The sequence below is a fragment of the Bradyrhizobium sp. MOS002 genome (assembly GCF_003020115.1).
In the GTDB taxonomy this organism is placed as follows: domain Bacteria; phylum Pseudomonadota; class Alphaproteobacteria; order Rhizobiales; family Xanthobacteraceae; genus Bradyrhizobium.
In genome coordinates this window covers 141964-168326 of the sequence record NZ_PYFX01000008.1, presented here as the reverse complement: position 1 = coordinate 168326, position 26363 = coordinate 141964, and the positions used below count along the sequence as shown (strand labels likewise).

The 26363-nt window shown below is 65.3% G+C and carries 26 protein-coding genes; 11 read left to right on the top strand and 15 right to left on the bottom strand.

The features are described 5' to 3' along the window. Positions 1–45 precede the first annotated feature (45 nt). Together C7G41_RS23905 and C7G41_RS23900 are read left to right on the top strand one after the other, a co-directional pair. Complete coding sequence (locus C7G41_RS23905) at positions 46–954, top strand: DUF2147 domain-containing protein (RefSeq protein ID WP_106944819.1); 909 nt, start codon at positions 46–48, stop codon at positions 952–954. Positions 955–1134: 180 nt separating this feature from the next. After that, on the top strand, positions 1135–1485 hold the full coding sequence (locus C7G41_RS23900; RefSeq protein WP_106944818.1) for a hypothetical protein: 351 nt from the start codon (positions 1135–1137) through the stop codon (positions 1483–1485). 143 nt (positions 1486–1628) lie between these two features. Here the strand turns inward: C7G41_RS23900 and C7G41_RS23895 are convergent, their stop codons facing one another. Together C7G41_RS23895 and C7G41_RS23890 are read right to left on the bottom strand one after the other, a co-directional pair. Beyond that, on the bottom strand, positions 1629–2033 hold the full coding sequence (locus tag C7G41_RS23895; RefSeq protein WP_106944817.1) for a cupin domain-containing protein: 405 nt from the start codon (positions 2031–2033) through the stop codon (positions 1629–1631). A gap of 25 nt (positions 2034–2058) precedes the next feature. Continuing rightward, positions 2059–2757, bottom strand: coding sequence for a ribonuclease activity regulator RraA (locus C7G41_RS23890; RefSeq protein ID WP_007590912.1), 699 nt, complete (start codon positions 2755–2757; stop codon positions 2059–2061). A 246-nt stretch (positions 2758–3003) separates the two neighbouring features. On the opposite strand from C7G41_RS23890, the gene pxpB reads away from it, so the two are divergent. Genes pxpB through C7G41_RS23875 form a run of 3 tightly spaced genes read left to right on the top strand, consistent with a single transcriptional unit; the run spans position 3004 to position 5572 of the window. Then, a complete protein-coding gene (gene pxpB / locus C7G41_RS23885; protein WP_106944816.1) occupies positions 3004–3735 on the top strand; it encodes a 5-oxoprolinase subunit PxpB in 732 nt (243 codons plus the stop codon). Then, positions 3732–4769, top strand: a complete 1038-nt coding sequence (locus C7G41_RS23880) for a biotin-dependent carboxyltransferase family protein (protein WP_106944815.1) — start codon at positions 3732–3734, stop codon at positions 4767–4769. Before pxpB ends, C7G41_RS23880 begins: the two co-directional genes overlap by 4 nt. A 32-nt stretch (positions 4770–4801) precedes the next feature. Beyond that, on the top strand, positions 4802–5572 hold the full coding sequence (locus tag C7G41_RS23875) for a LamB/YcsF family protein (protein ID WP_106944814.1): 771 nt from the start codon (positions 4802–4804) through the stop codon (positions 5570–5572). Positions 5573–5680: 108 nt separating this feature from the next. Here C7G41_RS23875 and C7G41_RS23865 read toward each other — a convergent pair whose 3' ends face one another. The 5 genes from C7G41_RS23865 to C7G41_RS23845 all read right to left on the bottom strand — a co-directional run bounded on the left by C7G41_RS23865 (position 5681) and on the right by C7G41_RS23845 (position 11513). Continuing rightward, entirely contained in the window at positions 5681–5833 is a 153-nt protein-coding gene (locus C7G41_RS23865; protein ID WP_199198570.1) for a hypothetical protein, read from the bottom strand. Positions 5834–6033: 200 nt separating this feature from the next. Further along, entirely contained in the window at positions 6034–7653 is a 1620-nt protein-coding gene (locus tag C7G41_RS23860; protein WP_106944812.1) for a sulfite reductase subunit alpha, read from the bottom strand. Beyond that, a complete protein-coding gene (locus tag C7G41_RS23855; protein ID WP_106944811.1) occupies positions 7650–9431 on the bottom strand; it encodes a NirA family protein in 1782 nt (593 codons plus the stop codon). Before C7G41_RS23855 ends, C7G41_RS23860 begins: the two co-directional genes overlap by 4 nt. Before the next feature lie 331 nt (positions 9432–9762). Beyond that, a complete protein-coding gene (locus C7G41_RS23850) occupies positions 9763–10926 on the bottom strand; it encodes a CmpA/NrtA family ABC transporter substrate-binding protein (RefSeq protein ID WP_106944810.1) in 1164 nt (387 codons plus the stop codon). Next, positions 10923–11513 carry an ANTAR domain-containing response regulator gene (locus C7G41_RS23845; RefSeq protein WP_106944809.1) on the bottom strand — a complete coding sequence of 197 codons (591 nt, stop codon included), beginning with the start codon at positions 11511–11513 and terminating at the stop codon, positions 10923–10925. Before C7G41_RS23845 ends, C7G41_RS23850 begins: the two co-directional genes overlap by 4 nt. Positions 11514–11624: 111 nt before the next feature. Here C7G41_RS23845 and rimO point away from each other — a divergent pair, with 111 nt between their 5' ends. Beyond that, a complete protein-coding gene (rimO, locus tag C7G41_RS23840) occupies positions 11625–12950 on the top strand; it encodes a 30S ribosomal protein S12 methylthiotransferase RimO (RefSeq protein WP_007590900.1) in 1326 nt (441 codons plus the stop codon). Between the two features lie 87 nt (positions 12951–13037). Here rimO and C7G41_RS23835 read toward each other — a convergent pair whose 3' ends face one another. From C7G41_RS23835 to C7G41_RS23825, 3 genes are all read right to left on the bottom strand, one after another. Next, entirely contained in the window at positions 13038–13457 is a 420-nt protein-coding gene (locus C7G41_RS23835) for a carboxymuconolactone decarboxylase family protein (protein WP_106944808.1), read from the bottom strand. Next, positions 13390–13821 carry a MerR family transcriptional regulator gene (locus C7G41_RS23830; protein ID WP_106944807.1) on the bottom strand — a complete coding sequence of 144 codons (432 nt, stop codon included), beginning with the start codon at positions 13819–13821 and terminating at the stop codon, positions 13390–13392. Before C7G41_RS23830 ends, C7G41_RS23835 begins: the two co-directional genes overlap by 68 nt. A gap of 156 nt (positions 13822–13977) precedes the next feature. Beyond that, positions 13978–14925 (bottom strand): hypothetical protein, encoded by a 948-nt coding sequence (locus C7G41_RS23825; RefSeq protein WP_106944806.1) that lies wholly within the window; start codon positions 14923–14925, stop codon positions 13978–13980. A gap of 400 nt (positions 14926–15325) precedes the next feature. Between C7G41_RS23825 and C7G41_RS23820 the strand changes: the two genes are divergently transcribed. Continuing rightward, complete coding sequence (locus C7G41_RS23820) at positions 15326–16522, top strand: acetylornithine transaminase (protein WP_106944805.1); 1197 nt, start codon at positions 15326–15328, stop codon at positions 16520–16522. A gap of 94 nt (positions 16523–16616) precedes the next feature. On the opposite strand, the gene C7G41_RS23815 is transcribed toward C7G41_RS23820, so the two are convergent. The 3 genes from C7G41_RS23815 to pcsA form a co-directional block, all read right to left on the bottom strand. Next, positions 16617–17591, bottom strand: a complete 975-nt coding sequence (locus C7G41_RS23815; protein WP_106944804.1) for a quinone oxidoreductase — start codon at positions 17589–17591, stop codon at positions 16617–16619. A gap of 75 nt (positions 17592–17666) precedes the next feature. Further along, on the bottom strand, positions 17667–18401 hold the full coding sequence (locus C7G41_RS23810; RefSeq protein ID WP_106944803.1) for a TerC family protein: 735 nt from the start codon (positions 18399–18401) through the stop codon (positions 17667–17669). Beyond that, a complete protein-coding gene (gene pcsA / locus C7G41_RS23805; protein WP_106944802.1) occupies positions 18398–19165 on the bottom strand; it encodes a phosphatidylcholine synthase in 768 nt (255 codons plus the stop codon). The genes C7G41_RS23810 and pcsA overlap by 4 nt, the downstream gene beginning before the upstream one ends. A gap of 87 nt (positions 19166–19252) precedes the next feature. On the opposite strand from pcsA, the gene C7G41_RS23800 reads away from it, so the two are divergent. Continuing rightward, positions 19253–20437, top strand: a complete 1185-nt coding sequence (locus tag C7G41_RS23800) for a UbiH/UbiF family hydroxylase (RefSeq protein WP_106944801.1) — start codon at positions 19253–19255, stop codon at positions 20435–20437. A gap of 4 nt (positions 20438–20441) precedes the next feature. On the opposite strand, the gene C7G41_RS23795 is transcribed toward C7G41_RS23800, so the two are convergent. Continuing rightward, positions 20442–21395, bottom strand: a complete 954-nt coding sequence (locus C7G41_RS23795; protein ID WP_106944800.1) for an AEC family transporter — start codon at positions 21393–21395, stop codon at positions 20442–20444. 106 nt (positions 21396–21501) lie between these two features. Here C7G41_RS23795 and hspQ point away from each other — a divergent pair, with 106 nt between their 5' ends. Beyond that, positions 21502–21834, top strand: a complete 333-nt coding sequence (gene hspQ / locus C7G41_RS23790; protein ID WP_027518019.1) for a heat shock protein HspQ — start codon at positions 21502–21504, stop codon at positions 21832–21834. 78 nt (positions 21835–21912) lie between these two features. Here the strand turns inward: hspQ and C7G41_RS23785 are convergent, their stop codons facing one another. Beyond that, positions 21913–22722 (bottom strand): invasion associated locus B family protein, encoded by an 810-nt coding sequence (locus tag C7G41_RS23785; protein ID WP_106944799.1) that lies wholly within the window; start codon positions 22720–22722, stop codon positions 21913–21915. Between the two features lie 261 nt (positions 22723–22983). On the opposite strand from C7G41_RS23785, the gene C7G41_RS23780 reads away from it, so the two are divergent. Next, positions 22984–24852 (top strand): extracellular solute-binding protein, encoded by a 1869-nt coding sequence (locus tag C7G41_RS23780; RefSeq protein WP_106944798.1) that lies wholly within the window; start codon positions 22984–22986, stop codon positions 24850–24852. Positions 24853–24856: 4 nt separating this feature from the next. Further along, positions 24857–26359, top strand: a complete 1503-nt coding sequence (locus C7G41_RS23775) for a class I adenylate-forming enzyme family protein (RefSeq protein WP_106944797.1) — start codon at positions 24857–24859, stop codon at positions 26357–26359. Positions 26360–26363 lie beyond the last annotated feature (4 nt).

Sequence of the window (26363 nt, the reverse complement as noted above, 5' to 3'; positions counted from 1 at the left end):
GGCGTAAGCCTCGGTGCGGGGACCACCTGTTTCAGGAGACGCGAAATGAGGAAGCTGTTGGCCACGGCCGCATTCCTTCTGGCGAGCACCGCTGCGCAGGCGCAGTACACCTTCGACTATGGCGGGCGGACCATCCGCATCGATCCCGACCGCGGCACGGTGCAAATCCCCGGCGTCTACGACAACACCGGCCAAGGCAAGGCGAAGAAGGCCAAGAACGATGCCAAGGGGGCTCCAAAAGCGGACCCGCAGGCACCGCAACAGGCCAAGGCTGACCCGCAGCCGCCTGCCAATCCGGCCCCGGCACCGGTCACGGCGCCTCCGGCAGCCGAGCAGACCCCTGTCCAAGCCCCCGTCCAAGCCCCCGTGGCCGTCGCGCCTCCTGCCCCGCCGGCGCCTCCGGCCACCACGGCTAACAATGCTCCGGCCGAAGAGGCGCTGGTGCCGCCGCCGCAGCCGGCCCCGAGTGCTGCCCCGACGGTGGCCGCAGTACCGCCCGCGCCGCCTCCACCGCCAGCCCCGACAATCGCAGCCGCGCCTCCGGCGCCGTCTCCGCCTCCCGTCCCGGCGCCCGCGCCTGCCCCCGTTCAGTCGGCTGCCGTCGCGCCGCCGGCTCCCGCAACCGCGGCCACGCGCGATCTCAATTCACCACTCGGCGTCTGGCTCACCGAGGAGAAGGAAGGCAAGGTCCGGATCGAGCAATGCGGCAGCAATCTCTGCGGCTACTCGGTCGATTCGAAATCGAACCAGAACGGCGAGCAGGTTCTGATCAACATGAAACCCGGCAAGGACCAGAACAAGGACCAGAAATGGTCCGGTCGCATCCTCGATCCGAACTCCGGCTCGACCTACGATTCAACCATCGCGCTGAAGGGCACCGATCGCCTGCGCGTGCAGGGCTGCGCCTTCGGCGGCATGTTCTGCGGCGGCCAGACCTGGACGCGGGTGAACTGACTTCCGGCGATACTCTGACCGACATGAAGGGGGCCCGCAGCGCGGGCCCTTTTGCTTTTGCCGCCACATCGATTGCGACGTGCGCGACATCACAGAGCCCGTCGCGCGCGTGACAGCCCTCACATCGCGGGTTCCGCGTCCATGTCACGATCCCCGCATGATCAACCCAAGGGGCGTGTCATGAACGGATTTCGCAAGGCTCTCTTCGCCACCATCATCATCATCGCGTTGCCGGCAGCGCAGGCCAGCGCCAGCACTTTCGACGGCGCATGGAACGTCCGGATCTCGTCGTCGAGCGAGACCTGCGGCAATGGCTCGACCGTCGCGATCGGCATCAACAACGGTCAGATTGCCTCGAGCAGCGCAATGGTGACGGCGTCGGGCCGCGTCGCGGACGCCGGCAGCATCAACGTCACCTTGAGCACCGGCATCAAGCGCGCCGTCGGCTTCGGCCGGCTCAGCGGCACTTCGGGCTCCGGCACCTGGCGCGGCAGCATGTGCACGGGCACGTGGACGGCCGAGCGGATGTAAGTGCTCTTGTCCCGGACGCGGTGCAGCGCGCAACGCTGCTCCGCAGAGCCGGGACCAGCATTCTTCGTGGGTCCCAAACCTCTGGGCCCCGGATCGGCGCCGCATCGCCTGGCGGCGATGCGTCTTGTCCGGGACACGAGACGCTAGCCGACCGCCGCGCCGTATTCGGCGTCGGTCACCGGCTCCAACCAGGTCGAGAACACGCCGTCGAGCGCTTCCTGCATGGCGATGTGGGTCATGCCGTTGGTTGGCGACCCGCCGTGCCAGTGCAACTCGCCCGGCGGAATCCAGACGGTGTCGCCGGGACGGATTTCGATGACAGGGCCGCCCTTGGTCTGGACCCGGCCAACCCCCGAAATCACATAGAGCGTCTGCCCGAGCGGATGGTGATGCCAGTTGGTGCGCGCGCCCGGCTCGAACGAGACGCGCGAGCAGTTCAGCCGCGCCGGCGCGGGCGCCATGATCACGGGGTCCTGCCACACGGTGCCGGTGAAGTGTTCCCCGGGCGCACGGCGTGTCGGCCGCGTGCCTGCTACAGTGATCTCCATTGGATTTACCTCGTTTCCTTCCCGATTACTTCTTGCTTGCGGCGTAGCGCGCCTTGGTCTCGGCGTTCATGGGATAGAGGCCCGGCAGCACTGCGCCATTGTTCACCTCGTTGACGATCCAGGCTTCCATGCGCTCCTGCTCGACACCCTCATTGAGCACGTGTTCGAGCATCGCCTGCGGGATCAGCACGCAGCCGTCCTGGTCGGCGACCACGATGTCGTTCGGGAACACCGCAACGCCACCGCAGCCGATCGGCTCGCCCCAGCCGACGAAGGTCAGGCCGGCAACCGACGGCGGCGCGGCATAGCCGTCGCACCAGACCGGCAGGTTGGTGCCGAGCACGCCCTCGACGTCTCGCACGACACCGTCGGTGACGAGTGCGGTGACGCCGCGCTTCATCATGCGCGCGCACAGGATGTCGCCGAAGATGCCGGCATCGGTGATGCCCATGGCGTCGACCACGGCGATGCAGCCCTCCGGCATCGCCTCGATCGCGGTGCGGGTCGAGATCGGCGACGACCAGGATTCCGGCGTCGCCAGATCCTCGCGCGCCGGCACGAAGCGCAGCGTGAAGGCCGGTCCCACCAGGCGCGGCAGACCCGGGCGCAGCGGACGCGCGCCGCGCATCCAGATGTTGCGCAGGCCCTTCTTCAGCAGGACCGTGGTGATGGTGGCAGTGGTGATGCCGGCGAGGGTCTTGCGGGCTTCGGGGGACAGCGACATGGAAACAGACGAGCTCCGGATGGGCGGGAAAGAACGCGCGCATCTTGCGGGGTGCGGGCCTTGCGTCAAGGGCCAAGAGGATACCAATCATGCAGTGCCGCAGCGCTGTTATGCGTCGCGATAACAAGGCTTTATCGTCTGCCCCTGCATTAATTTATTGGACTTGCGGGCGCATTTACGCGAAGCAGGGACAGCGGAGCTCAAGGCCGAGCCCGCATAGCTCCAGAAGCCCGATTTTGACAGCCCATGTCCGCGACGCTTCCTCCGCCCCGCCTTCTGCCCAGTGGCGACAGCGCCGTCACGGTCGAGTTCAGCCGTACCATCGACGACGACGCCAACCAGCGCGTGCTGGCGCTGGACAAGGCGCTCGCGGCTAGCCCGATCGATGGCATCACCGAGTCCGTGCCGACCTATCGCTCGCTGCTGGTGCACTACGATCCCGGCAAGATCGGCTTCGACGCACTTGGCGAAAAGCTGCTCGCGCTCGCCAGCCAGCCGCTGCCGCCGGCGACCAGGGCGCGTCGCTGGCGCATTCCCGTCGCCTATGGCGGCGAGCACGGCATCGACCTCGAGGACGTCGCAAAGACGCTGAACACCACACCCGACGACATCGTCGCGCGCCACGTCGCCGGCGACTACAAGGTCGCCATGATCGGCTTCACGCCGGGCTGGTCCTATCTCAGCGGCCTCGACAAATCCCTGCAGATGTCGCGGCGGCAGAATCCACGGCTGCTGACGCCTGCCGGCACGATCTCGATCGGCGGCATCCAGGCCGGAATCCAGTGCCTCGCAGCGCCGAGCGGCTGGCACCTGCTCGGCCGCACGCCGGTGCGGACCTATCAGCTCCACCGCAATCCGACCTTCCTCACCGAACCCGGCGATCGCGTGACGTTTTTCGCCATCGACCACAAGACGTTCGAGGAACAAGACCGCGCCGCCGAGGCCGGCGAGATCATTGCGGAACAGGTGGCCGCATGAGCCGGCTCGTGATCGCCAGCATCGGGCCCGCAAGCTCGGTCCAGGACGGCGGACGTCACGGCGCGCAACGCTATGGCCTGACGGTCAGCGGAGCGATGGACCGCCTGTCGCTCGCGGCTGCGAACACGCTTGTCGGCAACGAACCGTTCGCAGCCGTTGTCGAGATCGGCCCGTTCGGCGCCTCGTTCACCGCGCGTGACGGTGCCGTGCGCGTCGCGATTTCAGGCGCGCCGCGTAACGCGGACATCGCCGGCAGTCCGGTCGCCATGGACACGTCGGTGACACTGAAGGACGGCGAGACGCTGACGCTGGGCTTCGCCCGCGGCGGTGCGTTCACTTATCTGGCGATCGAAGGCGGGATCAAGGGCGAGCAGGTGTTCGGCAGTCTCGCGGTCAACGCCCGTGCCGGTCTCGGCAGCCCCTACCCGCGCCCGCTGCAGGCCGGCGACGAATTCGCCGTCGATGCCGCAAGCGGTGCACCGGACCTGCGCATTGAATTGCCGAAGCCATCGAGCGGTCCGATCCGCGTCCTGCTGGGACCGCAGGACGACGAGTTCGACGACGCCAACAAGGCGCTGTTCCTCGACAGCGAGTGGAAGATCTCGGCGACCTCCGATCGCATGGGCTATCGGCTCGAGGGCCCTGCGATCAAGCATTTGCACGGCCACAACATCGTCTCCGACGGTACGGTCAACGGCAGCATCCAGGTGCCCGGCAACGGCGCGCCGATCGCGCTGATGATGGATCGCGGCACCTCCGGCGGCTACCCGAAGATCGCGACCGTGATCACGGCCGATGTCGGCCGTCTCGCGCAAACCTCGGCAGGAACGGCGTTCCGGTTCAAGGCGGTCAGCATGGCCGAGGCGCAGGACGAGGCGAAGAAATTCGCGCAACTGATCCGCAACCTGCCCGATCGCCTGCGCTCCGCCGACACCGTCGCGCTCAATATCGAAGCGCTCAGCGACGCCAACGTCGCGGGCTATGCTGTAAGTGCCGTCGACGCCGGGACCTGGCAGGTTGCGGCCGAGCCGTAAACGACAAGACGATCAGAGACGGAGAGCACCCCATGAAGACGATCGATCTCAATTGCGATCTCGGCGAAGGTTTTGGCGCGTGGGAGATGGGCAACGACGCCGCCATGATCGAACTGGCGAGCTCGGTCAATGTCGCCTGCGGCTTCCACGCCGGCGATCCCGATATCATGCGCCGGACGGTCGAGCTGGCGAAGGCGCGCGGCGTCTCGGTCGGCGCGCATCCTGGCTATCGCGACCTGCACGGCTTCGGCCGCCATCCGATCGCGGGCCTGAAGGCGTCCGAGATCGAGAACCTCGTCGCCTACCAGATTGGCGCGCTGCAGGCGATCGCGACCGCGGCGGGCCACAAGGTGACGCATGTGAAGGCGCATGGCGCGCTCTCCAACGTCGCCTGCGAGGACGACATGACGGCGAAGGCGATCGCGGCCGGCATCAAGGCGGTCGATCCCGGCCTGATTTTCGTCGTGCTCGCCAATTCGAAGCTGGTCAAGGCCGGCGAAGCCGCCAATCTGCCGATGGTGCACGAGGTGTTCGCCGACCGTGCCTATGAGGACGACGGCAACCTCGTCTCGCGCAAGAAGCCAGGCGCGGTGCTGCACGACGCCAAGGCGATCGCCGACCGCGTGGTGCGCATGGTGCAGGATGGCGCGGTGGTCTCGGTCACGGGCAAGGTCATCAAGATGCGCACCGACACGGTGTGCATCCACGGCGACACGCCCGGTGCGGTCGACATCGCGCGCGGCCTGCGTCAGGCTCTGAAGGATGCAGGGATCGAGGTCGCGCCGTTCAAGCGCGGGGCGTGAGGCTTTCGGTCATTCCGGGATGATGCGCAGCATCAGACCATGGTGCGCAATTGCGCACCTGAGAATCTCGAGGTTCCGGGTTCGGCTTCGCCGCCCCGGAACGACAACTTAGAACGGGTGCACCGAGAGCGTGCCGAACACGATGGCGGCGATGACGGCGAACGCGCTGTACATCGCGGCATGATGCACGCTCGCCCCGGTCCGCCGCGAGAGCGAGCGCGCGTAGAGGTGCAGCCTGGCTTCCGCCGATAGTTCGCGCATGGTCGATCTCCAACGCCCCATTTGTGGGATTATGAGGGATCAACCGGGGTGGCAGGCAAGAGACCCGCGGAAATAGCGATGCGGGTTCTCTGAAAACCTCCCATCGCAGGAGCAAATTCTCCTCGCCCGCCGCTTTCGAGAATCTTATTCGTTCAAATCCGAGCCAGTTGGAACCGGCTCGGACGACGCCTGGATGACAGCTAGTAGACGTCAGCCTGGAAGCGGCCCGTCTTCTTGAGCTCGGCGACAAAGCTGACGGCTTCGTCGGTCGAACGCGCGCCGAACTGGGCGACGATGTCGACCAGTGCACGCTCGACGTCCTTGGCCATGCGCTTGGCGTCGCCGCAGATGTAGAGATGCGCCCCCTCGGCAAGCCACGTCCACAGCTCGCGGCCGACCTCGCGCATGCGGTCCTGCACGTAGAACTTCTTCTCGCCGTCGCGCGACCAGGCCAGCGACATGCGCGTGAGCAGGCCCGAGGTCTTCATCGCGTTGAGCTCCTCCTGGTAGAAGAAGTCGCAATCGCTGCGCTGATGGCCGAAGAACAACCAGTTCTTGCCGGGCGCACCGGTCGCCTTGCGGTCGAACAGGAAGGCGCGGAACGGCGCAATGCCGGTGCCGGGGCCGATCATGATGATAGGCGTCTTCGGATCCTGCGGCAGGCCGAAATTGTGCGCCTTCTGCACATAGACCTTGAGCTTATCGCCCTCGGCGATGCGCTCGCCGAGGAAGGTCGAGGCGACGCCGATGCGCTTGCGCTTGCCGATCACGTAACGCACGGAATCGACCGTCAGCGACAGCTTTCCGGGGGTGGCATTGTGCGAGGACGAGATCGAGTAGAGCCGCGGCTGCAGCGGCTCCAGCGCCTCGACGAAGGCTTCGGGATGAGGCCGCGTGCCCGAAAATTTCTGCAGCGCCGCCATGACGTCGAGCGTGGCGGAATCGCCATCGGGATCCTCGCCCTGCGCCAGCGCCCGCGCCTTCTCGCGCTGCGCGCCGCCGGTGATGAAGGAGATCAGCTCGAACAGCGTATCGGGCGCCGGCGACAGCGAGACGTCATCGACCAGCACCTCGCGCAGCGTCTTGCCGTTGACCTTGGTAGTGTGGGAGGCACCGAGCAACGCGATGACCTGGTCGACGAGACCGAGCTCGTTGCGCGCGAACACGCCAAAACTGTCACCGACGACATAGTCGAGCTTGCTGTCGGAAAGATCGAACTCGACGTGATAGGTTTCCTTCTCGGACTTTCCCTTGTTGAGAAGACGGCGCGACAGGAAGGTCGCCGCAACAGGATTGTCGCGCGAGCGGCCGGGCTCGGCGATCGTCACGGTCACGGCGGGAGCCGTCACCGCGTCGCCCTTGTCGGACGCCTTGTCGCCAGCCTTGGGCGCCGGCGCCTTGTCCAGCTCTTCATGCAGCGACTTCAGCATCCGCGCGGTTTCCTTGCCGCCGGGGACGCAAAGGTTGAGCCGCGCTTCACTGCGGCCCGCGATCGCCTCCGAATAGTCGTGGCAATTGTAGCCGCACTGCCCGCAATCCTGCTGCGCCATCGCCGCCATCATCTTGCGCCGCACGGGACGGCCTTCGGCGAGCTTCATCCGATCGGCGATCGGCATGGTCTGGTCGTGCCAAGGCGCTTCACCGTCGTCACCATCACCGGCCTGCATGACAGCGGCGCCCTGCTCCGCCGACAACGGCGTGGCCGCGTCAGGCGACAGCAGCCCGGCAAAGAAGCCGTTCAGCCAGGAGCGTTGCGCGTCCGAGAACGGGGCGCTCGTGGGAATGATGTCGAGTTTCGGCGGAGGGCTGATCTGGTTCATGAAGACACCTCGGCATCGGCAAGCTTGCGCAGCGTCTCGCCGTCGTGGCGGCGCGCAAAGGACAGGAAGGTTTCGTCGGGAGACGAGCGATGGGCGATGTAGGCCTTGAGCAGGCCTTCGACCGTCTTCGGCGCGTCCTCGGCCTTGAGGTCGTGATAGACCTCCTGCCCGACGTCGGCGTCAGGGCCGAACCCGCCGCCGGTGAAGAGATGATAGCCCTCCACCGTGTCCTCCTCGTTGACAGACACACGCGCCCCGATCAGGCCGATGTCGCTGATGTAATGCTGGGCACAGGAATGGTGGCAGCCGGTGACGTGGATGTTGACCGGCTTGTCCATCTCGACGCGCGGCTCGCACCAGTCGCCGATCTCGGCGGCATGACGCTTGGTGTTGGAGGCAGCAAAGCGGCAACCGGCATTGCCGGTGCAGGCGATCAGGCCGGCGCGGATGTGCGAGGCCTCGACCGCAAGCCCGATCTGCTTGATCGCCGCGACGGCCAGTTCGACATTCTCGTCGCGTACCCCTGATATCAGCAGGTTCTGCCAGACGGTCAGACGGATCTCGCCGTCGCCGAGGTCCCGCGCCACCTTGGCGAGGCCCCGCATCTGATCGCAGCTGATCTTGCCGAGCGGCAGCGACACCCCGATCCAGTTCAAGCCGTCCTGCTTCTGCTTGTGCACGCCGATATGCGCCATGCGGTCCGCGGCCGGCCGCGGCGCAAACGCCTCTTCCGGCACGCGCGTCAACGGCGTCTTCAGCCGCTCCTCGACGATCTTGAGAAAGCCGTCATGGCCCATGGCGTCGAGCACGTATTTCAGCCGCGCCTTGTTGCGGTTGGTGCGATCGCCATGCTCGATGAAGACGCGCACGATGGCGTCGGCAACGGCCGTGGCGTCTTCAGGCTTGACGACGATGCCGGAATATTTGGCAAAGTCCTTGTGGCCAGTGATGCCGCCGAGGCCGAGGCGGAACCAGACCCCCGGCTCGACGCCGAAGCCGTCCTTCACCTCGATCGCCGTGAAAGCGATGTCGTTGGTCTCCTCGAGCACGGCGATCCTGCCGGCACCGTCGAAGGCGACGTTGAACTTGCGCGGCAAGCCATACAACGAGCGATCGTTCAGGATGTGGTAGTGCCACTCGCGCGCATAGGGCCGCGTGTCGATTAGCTCCTGCGGATCGATGCCCGCCGTCGGCGTTCCCGTCACATTGCGGATGTTGTCGGCGCCGGAGCCGCGCGAGCACAGGCCGAGGTCCTGAATGCCCTCGATCAGCTTCACGGCATTCTTCGGCGGGATCTCGCGAAGCTGCAGATTGGCGCGCGTCGTGACATGGCTGTAAGGCCCGCACGTTTGATCGGCGAGATCGGCAAGGCCGGCCAGCTGCCAGTGCTTCATGATGCCGTTCGGAATGCGCAGACGGCACATGTAGGAGTCCTGCGTCGGCGCGACGTAGAAGATGCCGTAATAGCGCCAGCGGAAATTGTCCGCCGGGCTCGGCGGCGTATTGTCGAGCGCCTGCTGGCGGAGGCGCGGATACGCATCGAAGGGATGCTCGTCGCGCTTAACCTTCTCCTGGTCGGCGAGCTTCTTGCCCGCGGCGATGACCTTGTCCTGCGCCTTGATGTGCACGGCATCGGGACCGGTCGGCTCGGCGTTCGCCTTGCCGGCGCCGCTGCCCAGACCGCGACCGACGCGGCTGATCTGCAGACCGGTCGTGAAGCCTTCGAGATAGCGTTTCTGGTCGTCGGTAAAGTCGACTGAGACGGTGTCGATTTTCATGGTCAGTAACGAAGCTCCTGCGGCCACCTGGGTGGTATCGAGGGAAAGTGCACGACCCGCGAGGAGCTCGGCTGGCTCGAGAGCCGGCTGTGCACCCAACGGTCCGATCAGCTTCGTTGCTGGGACTTGGCGCAGCAGGCATCTGTGACAGGCTGGCCGCACTGCAACATTCAAGTTGCGTGCCAGCTTTGATGAATTGAAAATGTTTGTAGTATCAGGCAATTAAGAGCGCCAAAGGGAACTCAGGGGTCTGGAGCTCTTACGAAATTCGAGCAGTCGGCCTAAAATTTAGACGCGGATCTCCAACGCTCAAAAACGATGCAGAGCCGAATCACGCCTTCCAGCGGCCCACCTCGAAGGCCTCAAGGTGCCCCCGAATATTGGCAGGATCGAACGCGGGGCCGGCGAATGCGCCGAATGCCGCGGGGGCCTGGGTGGGCGGCCGGCGGCCGAGGGCGCCGTCGTAGAGATCAGGCCTGAACACGGCCATGGCCGTCTTGACGCCGTCGGGCGTCAGCGTCGTCTGCCCCCAGCGCACCATCTGCGCATAAAGCCAGGCGGCCTGGACCGGATCGGGGCGCCCTGCTTCCTCGCGTCCCACCAGAAGGTAGCTGCCGCTCTCGCGAAAGATGCCGTCCGGCGAAATCTTGAGGCGTCCCGTGAGGGTGCGCTGAATGACTTCCGCATCCACGCCGATGCGGTCGGGTTGCGCCAGGATCCGAGCCGCTTCGGTCCGGTTTTCCGGATCCTCGATGAACTCCGCGGCTTTCACTGCCGCGCGCACCAGGCTCGCGACCACGTCCGGATTCTTGTCGGCCCAGACCTGGCGGAGCGCCAATACCTTCTCCGCCGCATGGGCCAGGATGTCGGAGACGAAATGCAGGATGTGGCCGATCCCGAGATCGACCGCGATCGAATTCCAGGGCGCGCCGACGCAGAACGCATCGACATGACCATTGGCGAGGCTGTCGACCATATAGGGCGGCGGCAACACTACCAGCCGCACGTCCTCGTCGGGATCGACGCCGGCCGCCGCCATCCAGAACCGCAATTGGTAATTGTGGGTCGAGAACGGGAAGGTCATGCCGAAGGTCAACGGATCGGCCCCCGCTTTGCGCCGCTTGGCGACCACGCGAGCCAACGCTTTCGCCGTGACGAGCGGATCGAAGCGGTCGCCGTCGGTCTCCTCCATCAGCGCGGCATGAAGTGCTGGCGAGACCGTGATCGCGTTGCCGTTGATGCCGAGATTGAAGGGCGCCGCGATTGGCACCTTGACGTGGCCGAGACCGAGCGAGGACGCAATCGCGACGGGCGCGAGCAGATGCGCGGCGTCGAACAAGCCGATATTGAGCTTGTCGCGGACGTTGGACCAGGAGACCTCGCGGACCAGTTCGACCTCGAGCCCTTCGGCCGCGGCAAATCCCTTGTCGACGGCAACGATCAGCGCTGCGGCATCGACCAGCGGAATGAACCCGATGCGGAGGGGAGCAGTCATTTCAGCATCTCCGACGCGGTGATGATCGACTGGGCGATCTCGCCGATTTTCTTCTTCTCGCGCATCGCGGTGGAGCGCAGCAGCACATAGGCCTCGTCCTCGGTGAGGCCCTTCACCTTCATCAGGATGCCCTTGGCCTTCTCGATGACCTTGCGATCCTCGAGCTGCGACTTGGTGCGCTCCAGTTCCTCCTGGAGTTTTGCGAAGGCATTGAAGCGCGACACGCAGAGGTCGAGGATCGGCTTGATGCGTTCCTTCCTCAGCCCGTCGACGATATAGGCGGAGACCCCCGCCTCGACCGAAGCCTGGATCGAGGATGAATCGCTCTGGTCGACGAACATCGCGATCGGGCGCCGCACGGCGCGACTGACCTGGAACATCGCTTCAAGCACGTCGCGGCTGGGGTTTTCCAGATCGATCAGGATGATATCGGGATCGACCGCATAAATACGGGCGAGCAGGCTTTGCATCTCGCTGATATGGACGATCTGCGTGAATCCGGCCTCGCGCAACCCTTCCTCGAGGATCGCAGCCCGGATCGGGCTTTCGTCGACGATCACGATTTTGGGCGACTGTTCGGCGCTCATTGCTCACTCACCACCAGTGATTCATCCATAGCATGCCCGCAGGCCATGCAAAGGGTTGTAATTATGGGCAATTGGGACTAGCTCAACCCTGTCAATCAGGCAGATTTGGATATGGATCAGACGGCTGCGCCCAAGGTCAGCTTCGTGTCGCTCGGATGCCCCAAGGCTTTGGTGGATTCCGAGCGCATCATCACGCGTCTGCGCGCCGAGGGCTACGAGCTCGCCCGCAAGCATGACGGGGCCGACATCGTCATCGTCAACACCTGCGGCTTCCTCGATAGCGCCAAGCAGGAATCGCTCTCGGCGATCGGCGAAGCCATGGCCGAAAACGGCAAGGTGATCGTGACCGGTTGCATGGGCGCGGAACCCGAGCAGATCGAGCAGGCCTATCCCGGCGTGCTCTCCATCACCGGCCCGCAGCAATATGAGAGCGTGCTCGACGCGGTCCACCGCGCGCTGCCGCCCGCCCACAATCCGCATCTCGATCTGGTGCCGCCGCAGGGCATCAAGCTGACGCCGCGGCACTACGCCTATCTGAAGATCTCCGAGGGCTGCAACAACCGCTGCACCTTCTGCATCATTCCAAAACTGCGCGGCGACCTCGTCTCACGCCCGGCCAATGATGTGCTGCGCGAAGCCGAGCGCCTGGTCGGCGCCGGCGTGAAAGAGCTGCTGGTGATCTCGCAGGACACCTCGGCCTACGGCGTCGATCTCAAATACGCCGAGAGCCCGTGGAAGGATCGCCAGGTCCGCGCCAAATTCATCGACCTCGCGCGCGAGCTCGGCGAACTCGGCGCCTGGGTCCGCTTGCAATATGTCTACCCCTACCCGCATGTCGACGAGGTCATCGCGCTGATGAACGAGGGCAAGGTGCTGCCCTATCTCGACATCCCGTTCCAGCACGCGAGTCCCGAGGTGCTGAAGGCGATGAAGCGCCCGGCGGCGCAGGACAAGACGCTGGCGCGCATCAAGCGCTGGCGCGAGCAGTGTCCCGATCTCGCTTTGCGCTCGACCTTCATCGTCGGCTTCCCCGGAGAAACCGATGCCGACTTTGCCTATCTGCTCGACTGGCTGGACGAAGCCGAGATCGATCGGCTTGGCTGCTTCAAGTACGAGCCCGTCGCTGGCGCCACCGCGAACGCGATCGAGAACCCCGTGCCGGAAGAGATCAAGCAGGAGCGCTACAATGCGCTGATGGCGCGCCAGCAGAAGATTTCCGCGCGCAGGCTGAAGCGCAAGGTCGGCACCCGCCAGCAGATCATCATCGACGAGGTCGGCCCGACCGTCTCAAAAGGCCGCTCCAAGGCCGATGCGCCCGAGATCGACGGCGCCGTCTACCTGTCGAGCCGCCGCCCGCTGCGCGTTGGCGAGATCGTCACCGCGAAGATCGAACGCGCCGATCAATACGATCTGCACGGCAGCGTCGCGGGATTCTGAGATTCCGGCCGCGGCACGCCGGCAAGACCGGCGCGCCTCAGGCATTCCAGCAGCCGGCGTTCAGGCTGGGCGTGCCGAACTACGAGGTCAGGTCGCTTCTCCCGACGCCTGCTGTTCGTCACGCGCGGCGAACACTTCCTTCGCTGCGAACAGCCCGTTCAGCGCCGCCGGGAAGCCCGCATAGACGGCCATCTGCATGATGATCTCCACGATCTCGTCGCGAGACAGCCCGACATTCAGCCCCGCCTCGAGATGCACTTTGAGCTGAGGCGCGGCATTTCCAAGCGCCGTCAGCGCGGCGATCGTCGCGATCTCTCGATCGCGCAGGCCGAGGTCCGGGCGACAGTAAATGTCGCCGAACGGAAACTCGATCACGTATCGTGCGAAATCCGGAGCTATGTCGGCGAGTGAAGCCACGACCTTTTCGCCGGCACTGCCGTCAATGCGTGACAGGGCCCGCTGGCCGCGATCGAAGCGGCTTTCGTCTTGTGTTGGGGCGTGCGTCATTTTCCTTCGTCCTCTGTTCGTCCCCGGCATAGCCGGCGATCTTGGTATCAAGGACGAGCAGGCATTCCTGAAGTTCGGCAATCTGCGTGCGAACCTGTTCCCGGTGGACTTCCAGCATCTGCTGCCGGGTTGGCCCGGTAGCGTCGCCTTCGTCACGAAGCGCCGCGTAACGCAACATGTCCCGGATCGGCATTCCGGTGGTCTTGAGCCGACCAAGGAATGCGATCCATGTGAGGATCGATGCGTCAAAGTCGCGCTGGCCGGAGCGATCCCGGTCAGCGTATGGCAGCAGTCCAATGCGCTCATAGTAGCGCAGCGTGTGCGTCGATAGGCCGGTTCGTTTTGCGAGGTCGCCGATCTTCATGTGTGCCCGTTCTCGTACTGACGCACGTACAGATACCCCTTCGAGCGCGCTCTAAGTCAAGGGGATCGAAGGTGACGTTCCCGCGAGGTCATGATGGCGCGACAGCGGAGGATTTCGGCGCGCCGGCTGGGCGGCAGCTTCGCGGCATTCCGAGCTTCAGGATGCCGCCAGCCATTTCGGCACCCAGCGCTCCGGCCGCGGTGCGCGGGCAAGATCAGCTTGCGCCTCCGACAGCTTCGCTGGCTCGCCGTCGATGCTCGGGCGCACATCGTATTCGAAGTTCGGCATGACCCGGCCGTCGGCATAGAGCCCGAATTTCATGGCGTGCCACAGCCCGAGCGCGGGCTGCGCGCGGCGCATCTCCTCACGCAGGTCGCGCAGCAGGGATTCGATCGAGGCGGCTTCCTCGAACGGCTGCGGCCCGCGCGTCAGGACACGCCCCTCGTATTGCCTGCCGACGATCGCGATCTCGAAGCTCGTCTTGTCCCAGGGCTTCTTGCCCTTCGGCAGATGCGCGGCGAGACGCCAGCCGAGTTCGGCCATCAAGCGATGATTGGCCCAGTAGTCTTCGCGATCCCGGCTCCATTTTTCCATGAAGCCGCGAAAGTCGGGCAGCTCCGACGCGTGGTCATCGGGCGCCGCCATCTCCCCGGTCAGCCGTCCGGTCAGCCACTGCGCGAGTTCGACCGTCTGGCATGCGACCTCGTCGTGCGGCTTCAGATCGCTCCACGCCTTGTCGAATTGCTGCGACGTCAGTTTTGCGAACAGGCCATCGAGGCTCGGCGCCAGCAGCTCGTAATCGCCCTCCGAGCCCAGTCCGACGATCGGCGGGTTGTCGCGGTCGAGACCCGCGCCATACCAGCCGCCAACAGCCGAGCCATCCGGCAGCCGCATGAACAGCGAAAACCTGTCGCGCAAGGGACTGCCGTCGAAGATCGGCGCCTGATCGGAAAACTGGCCCTGCAGCGAGAAGCAGCCGACGCTGCCCCAGGGCCGTCCCTTCAGCCAGCCGGCGAAGTCCAGCAACAGCGGCGGCGCCTCGATGCCCGGCGGAAACGCGCCGCGAATGCTGTCGAGGTCGATCGGATAAGGCGTGTCGGACAAGGCTTAAAACTATCTGATTGGTCCCGCTCCTCTTGGTCTGAACCTTCATGCGTTCGGTTCGAACCAATTCGCGTCCTGTGATCACAAACGCGCTAGAGACGCGATGGTTTCAGCCGCGTATCTCTCTTGACCCATGCACGCTGGGCGTGTGGTTTGTAAAACACCCGCTTGACAAGCCCCGCCATTCGCATGTATTGCCGCGCCCCATGATCAACGCTCGGACCCATCAGCGCACCGAAATGCTCCGCCGTCGCTCCCGCGACGATGAGAGGGTGCGCCATGTCCGACGACGCCGCTGAGCCACTCAGTTCAGCGTAAGTTTTCGAAAAGGCCGCACCCGCAAGGTGCGGCCTTTTTGCTTTTCGCGCGCCCTTTCCCCCCGCCTCCAGAGGAGTTCGACATGACCAACGCCACCCATCCTTATGACGCGTTGATGGACATCACCGCCCGGCCCAGGACCGTGTTCGTCCGCGGCGCCGGCTCCTACCTCTGGGACGACAGCCGCAAGCGCTATCTCGATTTCGTGCAGGGCTGGGCCGTCAACTGCCTCGGCCACTCCCCGCCGGCGATCGCCGACGCGCTTGCCGCGCAGGCCAAGCGGCTGCTGACGCCAAGCCCGGCCTTCTACAACGAGCCGAGCCTGAAGCTCGCTGAGCAGCTTGTCGCAAACAGCGCGTTCGATCAGGTGTTCTTTGCCAATTCCGGTGCGGAAGCCAATGAGGGCGCCATCAAGCTCGCGCGCAAATATGGCAGTATCCATAGAGGCGGCGCGTTCGAGATCATCAGCTTCGAAGGCGGCTTTCACGGCCGCACGCTGGCGACGATGTCGGCTTCAGGCAAGAAGGCCTTCGAGCCGCTGTTCGAACCCAAGGTCGCCGGCTTCAAGAAGGCGAAGCTCAACGACATCGCGTCGGTCGAAAAGCTGATCAACGACAACACCGTCGCTGTGATGCTCGAGCCGATCCAGGGTGAATCAGGCGTGTGGCCGGCGACCGATCAGTTCTTGCAGGAGTTGCGCGCCCTCACCGACGCGCACGGCCTCCTCCTGATCTTCGACGAGATCCAGACCGGGATGGGCCGGACCGGCAAGCTCTTCCACTACGAGCACACCGGCGTCGCGCCCGACATCATGACGCTCGGCAAGGGCATCGGCGGCGGGGTGCCGCTCGCGGCGCTGCTCGCGACCGAACGGGCGGCCTGCTTCGAGCACGGCGACCAGGGCGGCACATTCAACGGCAACCCGATCATGTGCGCGGCGGGGCTCGCGGTGCTCGACGAAGTCAGCAAGCCGGACTTCCTGAAGACAGCGACCGAAACCGGCCTGCTGCTCGAAAGCGAATTGCAGAAGGTCTCGGCGCGGCATGGGCTCGGCGAAGTGCGTGGCCGCGGGCTCCTGCTCGCGCTCGACCTCAAGCTGCCGATCGCACCCGGCATCGTCGCGCAGGCGTTCGAGGCCGGCGTGCTCCTCAACGCGCCGCAGGTCGACACGCTGCGCTTCATGCCGGCGCTGAACGTCACGCGGGCCGAGATCGCCGAGATGATCGATTGTCTCGACGGGATCTTGACCAGGGCCGGCGCGGCACGGCGGGTGGCGTAAGCTCGTCATTGCGAGGAGCGCAGCGACGAAGCAATCCAGACTGCCTCAACGGAAAGATTCTGGATTGCTTCGCTTTGCTCGCAATGACGGTGAGCTACGGCTTCAGGATCGACGCGCCCGTGGTCTTGCGGCTTTCGAGATCGATATGCGCCTTGGCGGCGTCCTTGAGCGCGTAGGCATGGTTGATCGGCACGTGCAGCTTGCCGTTGATGACGGCGGCGAACAGCGTGTCGGCGCCTTCCAGCAACTCCTTGCGCGTACCGATATAGTCGTTGAGCTTGGGCCGGGTCGCAAACAGCGAGCCGTGAGTGTTGAGCTCGGCGATCGAGAATGGCGGCACCGGGCCTGAGGCATTGCCGAAGGAGACGAACATCCCGCGCGGCTTCAGGCAGGACAGCGAGCCCGGGAACGTCGACTTGCCGACGCCGTCATAGACCACGTCGCAACCCTCGTTGCGGCTGATCTGCTTGACGCGCGCGACGAAGTCTTCCTCGTTGTAGAGGATGACATGGTCGCAGCCATTGGCTTCGGCAAGCGCGGCCTTTTCGCGCGAGCCGACGGTGCCGATGACGTGAGCGCCCATCGCCCTCGCCCATTGGCAGGCGAGCAGGCCGATGCCGCCGGCCGCGGCATGGATCAGCACGCGATGATGCGGCTCGACCTTGAAGGTCTTGTGCAGGAGATACCAGACCGTCAGCCCCTTCAGCATCAGCACGGCGCCCTGCTCGTAGGTGATGTGATCGGGCAGCTTGACCAGCCGCTCCCAGGGGATGTTGCGCTCGCCGGTATAGGCGCCGAGATTGTGGTAGTAGGCGACGCGGTCGCCGGGGTGGAAATTCGTCACGCCCGGCCCGACCGCGACGACCTCGCCCGAGGCCTCGTTGCCGGCGATGAAGGGCAGCCCCGGGGCCTTGTAGAGGCCGGTGCGGTAATAGACGTCGATGAAGTTCAGGCCGACGGCATGCTGGCGGATGCGCACCTCGCCGGGACCGGGCGCCGGAACATCGACGCTCTCATAGACCAGGACTTCGGGGCCTCCGACCTTGTGCACACGGACGGCTTTGGTCATCACCTGACCTCCTCTTCTCGCGGGCCAGCGAAAGACATCGCGCCCGCCTTGTCAACTCGACGCTGGCTGGAACGGCTAGACCGACGGCTTGCGGGTGTTCCTGCGGTTGCGCTTCGCCAGCACGTTGAAGAACTCGACCGCCGCCGAGAACGCAATCGCGAAATAGATGTAGCCGCGCGGGATGTGGAATTGGAATCCGTCCGCGACCAACGCGACGCCGATCAGCACCAGGAAGGCCAGCGCCAGCATTTTGGTGGTCGGGTGCTCCGCGACGAATCGCGACACCGGCCCGGACGAAATGTACATGATCAGGCAGGCGATCACGACGGCCGCGATCATGATCTCGATGTCCTGCGCCATGCCGATCGCCGTGATGATCGAGTCCAGCGAGAACACGATGTCGATGATCACGACCTGGACGATGACCCAGAAGAAGGCGTTACGAGGCGGCTTCTCGTCGCCCTCGCCTTCATCGGCTTCGACCTCGCCGTGAATCTCGTGAGTCGCCTTCGCGATCAGGAACAGGCCACCGCCGATCAGGATGAGGTCGCGCCAGGAGAAGCCGTAGCCCGAAAACGAAAACACCGGCGCGGTCAGGCCGATCAACCAGACCAGGAGGCCGAGCAGGATGATGCGGAAGATCAGCGCCAGCGCGAGCCCGATCTGGCGGGCGCGGTGCGCCTGTTTCTCGGGAATGCGCGAGACGATCACCGACAGGAAGATGACGTTGTCGATCCCAAGCACGATCTCAAGCGATGTCAAGGTGAGGAGCGCGGCCCAGGCTTCGGGGCTGGTCAACAGGTGCATCATGCGAAAGTTCTTGTCAGCCGTATCAATGCGTCGCTGAAGCTGATCCAGAGCGCGATCGCGCAGAGCGCGACAGTCACGCCGGTGCCCACGCGGAAGTCCATTTGCAGCGTATAGAGGGAGAGCAGAGCCCAGATCGCGATCAGCGACATCGTCAGCCAGCGCAGCCGCACGACGCGCACCGGATGCAGCACGTGGAACGGCACGAAGGTCAGCACCACCAGGCTTGCGACCAGCAGCGTCGACAGCAGCGGCGGCCAGTGCAGCAGGAACAGATAGAACGCCGCCGCATTCCACAGCGCCGGAAAACCGCGGAAATGATTATCGTCCGCCTTCATGCGCAGATCGGCGAAATATAGTGCGCTGGTGACGATGATGGCGACGCCAAGCAAGGGTGCTGCGACCGGCAGCAGCAAGCCGCTGGCCACGATCGCATAGGCCGGCACGAAGACGTAGGTGACGAAATCGACCACGAGATCGAGCACGTCGCCCGACCAGTTCGGCTGCACGTCCTTGACGTTGAGCCGGCGCGCGATCGGCCCGTCGATCGCGTCGATGATGAGGGCGACGCCCAGCCATTGAAACATCGCCGCCCAGTGCTCGCGCACGGCCTCAAGCATCGCCAGCAGCGCGATCGCCGCACCGAACGCGGTGAAGATGTGCACCGAGAAGGCAGCGGCGCGGATCGCGGGCCTGGGCTTCAGGGAATCCTCTTGGCTGTCCATGGCTTCTGCTATCAGAATGACACCGGTTTGCACATAAGCCATTGCGGCGTCCGGTCGCACAATTCGTCATAAAATCAGGGAAATATCAGTGGGCTTGAATTTGCCGCGGGGCGTGTCCAATGTCGTTCCATGACAGATGCATCGACACTCTTTGACGCGGCCGTGATCGGCGGCGGACCGGCGGGACTTAGCGCGGCCATCGCACTGGCGCAGGCGGGCGCACGGACCGCACTGGTGGCGCGTCGCGTGCCTTATGCCGACAATCGCACCACGGCGCTACTCGGTGCCTCCGTCGATCTGCTGGAGAGCCTCGACGTCTGGTCCCGCTGCAAGGACAAGGCGGCCGCGCTCGAAATCATGCGGCTGGTCGACGACACCGGCCGGCTGTTCCGCAGCCCCGAGGTCCGGTTCTCTTGCCACGAAATCGGCCTCGATGCCTTCGGCTACAACATCGACAACCGCTCGCTGATGCTGGCGCTGGAAGCGCGCGCGGCCGAGCTGCCCTGTCTCGTCCGTTTCGACGACGAGGCCGAAACTGTCGTCATCGAAGCCGATGACGTCGCGATCCGCACGGCGGCTGCGCAATTTCTCACGGCCCGCCTCGTGGTCGGCGCTGACGGCCGGCATTCGCTTTGCCGCGAAGCCTCCGGCATCGCGGTGACGCGGCGCGAGTTGAGCCAGACGGCGCTGACCTTCAACGTCAGCCACGCGCGGCCCCACCGCAACGTCTCGACCGAGTTCCACACGCCGCACGGCCCGTGCGTGTTCGTACCCCTGCCCGGCGATCGCTCCAGCGTCGTCTGGGTCTCGGCGCCTGCGGACGCCGAGCGGCTTCGCGGACTGAGCGACGAGGAATTGTCCGCCGCGATCGAGAAGCAGTCGCACTCGATCCTCGGACGCATGAAGGTGGAGCCCGGGCGCCATCTCTTCCCGCTGGCGATCGAACGTCCCAAATGCTTTGGCCGCGACCGCATTGCGCTGGTCGGCGAAGCCGCCCATGTGGTTCCCCCGATCGGCGCCCAGGGGCTCAATCTCGGCCTGCGCGATGCCGCCGACATTGCGCGGCTTGCGGGCGAGGCCATCGCATCAGGCCAGGATGCCGGCGCACCCGACGTGCTCGCGCGTTACGACCGCGCCCGGCGTCCCGACATCCTGAGCCGGACCTTTGCGATCGACATCGCCAACCGCTCGCTGCTCAACGATTTCCTCCCGCTCCAGCCGGTCCGCGCGGTCGGCATGCACCTGCTCGGCGCGATCGGCCCGCTCCGGCGTTTTGCGATGCGCGAAGGCCTGACGCCGACTTGGCGGAAGTAACCGCTTAGGGAAACGCCAGCCGGCCGGTCTGGATCGCCCACATCACGCTGGTCAGCGTGACCACGGACGCGAACGTCCCGAGCAGCACCGCGACGGAGGCGGGTTCGATCCAGGCGTCGTTCTGCCGGGCGATGACGAACACGTTGAGCGCCGGCGGCAGCGAGGCCATCAGCACGGCGGTCGCGGCCCAGGGCTGCGCGAACGGGCCGAACGCCAGCATCAAGCCGAACGCCGCGAGCGGGTGGATCAGCAGCTTGATCGCGATCACGCCCGGCACCTCCCACGGGACCCGGTCGAACGGGCGGAGCGCCACGGTCACGCCGAGCACGAACAGCGCGGTCGGGGCGGCTGCGTTCTGGAGGAACGTGATGGTGCGATCGAGCGCGACGGGCATCTCGATATGCAGCGATGCGAAGGCCGCGCCGAAACAGGCCGACATGATCAACGGATTGAGCACGATCTGCTTCAGCACGACGCCGAAGGCATGCACGATCGAGGGATGATCGCGATCGGAGAGCTCGATCAGCAGCGGCACGATCGTGAACAGGAAGATGCTGTCGCAGCAGAAGATCAGCGCAGTCGGTGCCGAGGCCTTCGGCCCGAGCACGGCGAGCGCCAGCCCCGGTCCCATGTAGCCGATATTGCCGTAGCCGCCGGAGAGCCCGGCGAGCGTCGCCTCGCGCAATGTCAGCCCGCCGAGAACCTTGCCGACGACCAACGCGAGCGTGAACGCCGCAACCGTCGACAGCGTGGTCGCGACCAGGAACGGTGGGTTGTTCAATTCCGAGAACGGCGTCTTCGACATGATCGCAAACAGCAGCGCCGGCAGCGACACATAGAGCAGGAAGAAGTTCATCCAGGCGAGGCCCGATTCCGGCAGGGATTTGACCTTGCCGCAGGCGAATCCAACGAAGATCAAGCCGAAATAAGGTAGAGCCAGATTGAGGATATCGACCATTGATGAAGTGTTTTCTGAAGATTTGGGGGCTATCTGCCCCGCGCCCGCGGGTTAATTCCAGACCAGGGCACTAGCATCGGCCACAATCCTGGTCTATCGACGGGGAATGATTAAAGCGCGGACCGCCAAATTCCAGATCGGACAGGTCGTGCGCCACCGGATCTTCTCGTTCCGGGGCGTGATCTTCGACATCGATCCGGAATTCAACAACACCGAGGAGTGGTGGCTGTCGATCCCCGAGGAGGTGCGGCCCCACAAGGACCAGCCGTTCTATCACCTGCTCGCGGAGAACGCTGAGTCGGAATACGTCGCCTACGTCTCCGAGCAGAACCTCGTACCGGACGATTCCGGCGAACCGGTCCGGCATTCCCAGGTCGCCGAGATCTTCGTCAAGGACAAGACCGGCGGTTACCGCCCGCGCAATCCATCGCTGAACTGAGTTTCGCAGCCATCAACTGGCCAGCAAAAAAGGCGCTCGAACCGAGCGCCTTTTTCATGTCCGCGATTTGATCGCCGATCACTTCTGTCCGGCCGGAGCGGCGCCAGGCGCTTGCTGCTGCTTCTTCTGCAGCTCTTCAGCCTTCTTCTGGAGCTCTTCCTGCAGCTTCTTCTGCGTTTCCTCGAACACCTTCGGATCGGTCGGCGGACCGTCATAGGCCTTCTGGAATTCGCCCGCGAGCGGCAGCGGCAGCGTCAGTGGCGCGCCGTTGGCATTGATCGCCTGAACAACAAGGTTCTGGCCCTTCTTCATGCTGTTGATGAAGTCGGGCGTGGCCTCGTAGTCGGACATGCAGCCGTTCTGGAAGCAGATCACGTACGGGCTCTGCAACGGCGGATTGCTATCCACGATGATGCGGGTGCCGTGCACCAGCTGCATGCCGAGCGGCAGCGTCACGCGCAGGATCTTCTTCGGTTCGCCTTCCGGCTCGATGATGACGGCCGCGATGACCGGCTGGCCCGACTCGATACGGCCGTCCTTGCCGGTGAAGCAAACCTGCTTGGCATTGGCGTCCTGGCCCTTAAGGCAGAACTTGGTCCAGGGGGCATAGATCAGCTGGATCTGCTGATCGGCCGGCTGGGCCGCGCCCTGCTGCGCCGGAGCGCCTTGGGCGGGAGCCGGCTGGGCGGGTGCCTGAGCAGCCGGCGCCGGCGCCTTTGGGGCAGCCTTCGGAGCGGCCTTCGGGGCGGCCTTGGGCGCGGGCGCGCCCGGAGCTGGCGCAGGAGCCTGGGCCTCGGCGGCAAACGGGACGGCCAACGCCGTCGCCGTCAACAAGGCGAGAAGTCGCCCGCGCGGCCGGACGGACGCGGCCAAGTAACGGAAATTCATTGCGGAAAACCCTTTCTGAACGGGAAGTGCCCGAACCGCCTCGACACGCCGAACCTGGCCGCCTTGGGCGCGGCTCTCTCCCCGTCAAATGAGGCGGATAAGTGACGGCTCGGCGCTCGTGCGCGATTGCCCGCCTTCTTAACGTGGCCGACGAAAAGATCAATGCCGACAAGCGTCTTTGACCGCGCGCCGGCGTGCGCCCCGGGGAAAATCCCTGTGATAGGATTCAGGCCCACCCGGTCCTCGAATCAACGTGTCCCGATGTTCATGTTCCAGCGCCTTCTCGAGGGCCGCCTTAAGGGTCTTTGCGTCCGCCTCCGCATCCTGGCCTTTATCTTGGTCCTCCCGTTCGCCTTGGGGCTCCCGGCAAGCGGCGCAGGGGCCGAGGAAGCCCACGCCATTGCCATGCACGGCAAGCCGGCGATGCCTGCCGATTTCGCCCACATGCCTTACGTCAACCCCGACGCTCCCAAGGGCGGCCGGCTGACCTGGGGCGTTCTCGGCACCTTCGACAGCCTCAATCCCTTCATCGTCAAGGGACTGGGTGTGCAGCAGATGCGGAACTACGTGGTCGAGAGTCTGCTCGCGCGCGGCAATGACGAGCCGTTCACGCTCTACGGCCTGCTCGCCAGATCGGTCGAGACCGATGACGAGCGGAGCTTTGTCACGTTCCACATCGATCCCCGCGCCCGCTTCTCCGACGGCAAGCCGGTCCGCGCCGAGGACGTGCTGTTCTCCTGGCAGTTGCTGCGCGACCACGGCCGCCCCAACCACCGGCAATATTACGGCAAGGTCGCAAGTGCCGAGGCGCCAGATCCCCTCACCGTCCGCTTCGACCTTGCGGGGGCCAACGACCGTGAACTGCCGCTGATCCTCGGCCTGATGCCGATCCTGCCGAAACACGCGGTCGACGTCGCAGCTTTCGAGGAGACGACGCTGACGGGCCCGGTCGGCTCCGGCCCCTATCGCGTCACCGCGGTGAGGCCCGGTGCCAGCGTGACGCTCACCCGCAATCCCGACTATTGGGGCCGCGACCTCGCCATCAATCGCGGGCTCTACAATTTCGACGAGATCAGGCTCGACTATTTTCGCGAGGCCAACGGCCAGTTCGAAGCTTTCAAGCGCGGCCTGTATGATTTCCGCATCGAGCACGAGCCGCTGCGCTGGCACGACGGCTACGACTTTCCCGCGGCGAAGAATGGCGAGGTGATCCGCGACACCATCAAGCCCGGCGTGCCGCAACCTTCCGAATTTCTGGTGTTCAACACGAGGCGTCCCATCTTCGCCGACATCCGCGTGCGCCAGGCCTTGACGCTGCTGTTCGATTTCGAGCTGGTCAACCGCAACTACTTCTTCAACCTCTACGCGCGCGCCGCCGGGTATTTTGCCGGCTCGGACCTGTCAGCATATGGCCATCCTGCCGATGCGCGCGAGCGCGAGCTGCTCAAGCCGTTCGCCGCGCAGATCCCGCCTGACATCATGGACGGCAGCTACCGCCTGCCGGTGACCGACGGTTCGGGCCGTGACCGGACCACGCTGCGCGCGGCCCTGAAGCTGTTGTCGGAGGCCGGCTATGATCTCGACGGCACCGTGCTGCGCAACCGCGCGACCAAGGCGCCCTTCACCTTCGAGATCCTGGTCACGACCCGCGACCAGGAACGCGTCGCGCTTGCCTTCCAGCGCGACCTCAGGCGCGCCGGCATCGAGCCCGGCGTGCGATCGGTCGATCCCGTGCAGTTCGACCAGCGCCGGCTCGCCTACGAATTCGACATGATTCAGAACCGCTGGGACCAGTCGCTGTCGCCCGGTAACGAGCAATATTTCTACTGGGGAAGCGCCGCCGCCGACAGTCCGGGCACCCGCAACTACATGGGGGCCAGGGATCCCGCGGTCGATGCGATGATCGCCGCACTGCTGGAAGCCCGTGAACATACGGCTTTCGTGTCGGCGGTGCGGGCGCTCGATCGCGCTTTGATCTCCGGATTCTATACAATCCCCCTGTTTAACGTATCCGAGCAATGGATCGCGCGCTGGAATCCGATAGAACGGCCAGAGGCCATCTCGCTGTCCGGCTATTTGCCGGAGACCTGGTGGTCGAAGGGGCAGCCGCAAGCTCATCAAGCAAAGTGACGCCGTGAACCAGCCAGCCGTATCGCCGACGCTCGACACGCTGTTTCAGCGCACGCTGATGCGGCAGCCGCACGCGACCGCACTGCTTGACCCGCTGAACAAGTTCCGCGTGACCGGGCACGAGCCGCGGCGGATGAGCTATGCCGAGGCTGACACGGCCATCGAGGCGCTGTCCGCCTATTTCGTCGAATCAGGCCTGCCGGCCAATTCCGTCATCGCCATCCAGCTGCCGAATACGGTCGAGTTCGTGCTCACCGTTCTCGCCGCCCATCGCGCCGGCCTCGTCGTCGCCGTGCTGCCGCTGCTCTGGCGCCATGCCGAACTGACCGCCGCTCTGAACCGCACCGCGGCGCGCGCCATCGTCACCATGAGCACCGTCGACGGCGTCAACTATGCCGATCTCGCGATGCACGCGGCCGCGGAAGCCTTCTCGATCCGCCATGTCTGCGGCTTCGGCACCAACCTGCCCGAAGGCATGGCCTCGCTCGACGACGTGCAGGCCCGTCCGCCCGGCACCGCGCGCGCCGTGATCCAGGATGGCCGCAAGGCGGCGATGATCTCCTTCGACGTCACCGCGGAAGGCTTTCGTCCGGTGCCGCGGCCGCATTTCAGCCTGATCGCCGGTGGGCTCGCGATGTCGCTGGAAGCCGACATCAGGCAAGGCGCGACCGTGATGGCGGCGTTCACACCGATGTCGTTCGCAGGGCTCGCCTCCTCGCTCGCAGTGTGGCTGCTGTGCGGCGGCACGCTGGCGCTGCATCATCCGTTCGAGAACGACGTGCTGGAGCAGCAGGTCAACGCGCACGAATGCGACGTGCTGATCGCACCGGCACAATTCGCCCAGCGGCTCGGCGATTCCGATCTGGCGGCGCGGATGCCGACCTTGCGCAACGTCATCGGCCTGTGGCGCGCCCCCGAGCAGGTGGCAGCGAGCGAGGCATGGATCGCGCCGCATGCGCCGTTCACGGACGTCTATCTGTTCGGCGAGGCCGGATTGTTCGGCGCACGGCGTGGCGACGACGGCATGCCGGTGCCGGTGATGCCGGGACCACACGGCGCGCCGCGCGAGCAGTCGGGTTCGTCGATCGCCGGCGAGATCCTGCTGACGCCGAAAGGAACGCTCGGGCTGCGCGGCCCGATGGTGCCGATCGCGGCCTACGCCCCGCCGCAGCCGGTCGGCGACACCCTGATCGCGCAGCCGCCACGCGACTATGTCGACACCGGCTATGCCGCACGGCTCGACCGTCCCAGCGGCGCGATCTGCATCACCGCGCCGCCCTCCGGGATCATGGCTGTCGGCGGCTACCGCTTCCTCTCCAACGACCTCCAGGAATGGGCACGCCGGCTCGGCCAGGGCGCGCTGCTGACCGCGCTGCCCGACCGGCTCTCCGGTCACCGGCTCGCGGGCCGGGCCCAGGACAATGCCCGCGCCCGCGAAGCGCTCAGCGAGCTCGGGCTTAACCCCCTGATGGTCGAAGCTTTTCGCGACCGTTCCGGGCCGGTCTAAGCGT

Coding starts and splice junctions, on each gene's coding strand:
- C7G41_RS23905 (WP_106944819.1), top strand. CDS start 46: ATGAGGAAGCTGTTGGCCACGGCCGCATTCCTTCTGGCGAGCACCGCT.
- C7G41_RS23900 (WP_106944818.1), top strand. CDS start 1,135: ATGAACGGATTTCGCAAGGCTCTCTTCGCCACCATCATCATCATCGCG.
- C7G41_RS23895 (WP_106944817.1), bottom strand. CDS start 2,033: ATGGAGATCACTGTAGCAGGCACGCGGCCGACACGCCGTGCGCCCGGG.
- C7G41_RS23890 (WP_007590912.1), bottom strand. CDS start 2,757: ATGTCGCTGTCCCCCGAAGCCCGCAAGACCCTCGCCGGCATCACCACT.
- pxpB (WP_106944816.1), top strand. CDS start 3,004: ATGTCCGCGACGCTTCCTCCGCCCCGCCTTCTGCCCAGTGGCGACAGC.
- C7G41_RS23880 (WP_106944815.1), top strand. CDS start 3,732: ATGAGCCGGCTCGTGATCGCCAGCATCGGGCCCGCAAGCTCGGTCCAG.
- C7G41_RS23875 (WP_106944814.1), top strand. CDS start 4,802: ATGAAGACGATCGATCTCAATTGCGATCTCGGCGAAGGTTTTGGCGCG.
- C7G41_RS23865 (WP_199198570.1), bottom strand. CDS start 5,833: ATGCGCGAACTATCGGCGGAAGCCAGGCTGCACCTCTACGCGCGCTCG.
- C7G41_RS23860 (WP_106944812.1), bottom strand. CDS start 7,653: ATGAACCAGATCAGCCCTCCGCCGAAACTCGACATCATTCCCACGAGC.
- C7G41_RS23855 (WP_106944811.1), bottom strand. CDS start 9,431: ATGAAAATCGACACCGTCTCAGTCGACTTTACCGACGACCAGAAACGC.
- C7G41_RS23850 (WP_106944810.1), bottom strand. CDS start 10,926: ATGACTGCTCCCCTCCGCATCGGGTTCATTCCGCTGGTCGATGCCGCA.
- C7G41_RS23845 (WP_106944809.1), bottom strand. CDS start 11,513: ATGAGCGCCGAACAGTCGCCCAAAATCGTGATCGTCGACGAAAGCCCG.
- rimO (WP_007590900.1), top strand. CDS start 11,625: ATGGATCAGACGGCTGCGCCCAAGGTCAGCTTCGTGTCGCTCGGATGC.
- C7G41_RS23835 (WP_106944808.1), bottom strand. CDS start 13,457: ATGACGCACGCCCCAACACAAGACGAAAGCCGCTTCGATCGCGGCCAG.
- C7G41_RS23830 (WP_106944807.1), bottom strand. CDS start 13,821: ATGAAGATCGGCGACCTCGCAAAACGAACCGGCCTATCGACGCACACG.
- C7G41_RS23820 (WP_106944805.1), top strand. CDS start 15,326: ATGACCAACGCCACCCATCCTTATGACGCGTTGATGGACATCACCGCC.
- C7G41_RS23815 (WP_106944804.1), bottom strand. CDS start 17,591: ATGACCAAAGCCGTCCGTGTGCACAAGGTCGGAGGCCCCGAAGTCCTG.
- C7G41_RS23810 (WP_106944803.1), bottom strand. CDS start 18,401: ATGATGCACCTGTTGACCAGCCCCGAAGCCTGGGCCGCGCTCCTCACC.
- pcsA (WP_106944802.1), bottom strand. CDS start 19,165: ATGGCTTATGTGCAAACCGGTGTCATTCTGATAGCAGAAGCCATGGAC.
- C7G41_RS23800 (WP_106944801.1), top strand. CDS start 19,253: ATGACAGATGCATCGACACTCTTTGACGCGGCCGTGATCGGCGGCGGA.
- C7G41_RS23795 (WP_106944800.1), bottom strand. CDS start 21,395: ATGGTCGATATCCTCAATCTGGCTCTACCTTATTTCGGCTTGATCTTC.
- hspQ (WP_027518019.1), top strand. CDS start 21,502: ATGATTAAAGCGCGGACCGCCAAATTCCAGATCGGACAGGTCGTGCGC.
- C7G41_RS23785 (WP_106944799.1), bottom strand. CDS start 22,722: ATGAATTTCCGTTACTTGGCCGCGTCCGTCCGGCCGCGCGGGCGACTT.
- C7G41_RS23780 (WP_106944798.1), top strand. CDS start 22,984: ATGTTCATGTTCCAGCGCCTTCTCGAGGGCCGCCTTAAGGGTCTTTGC.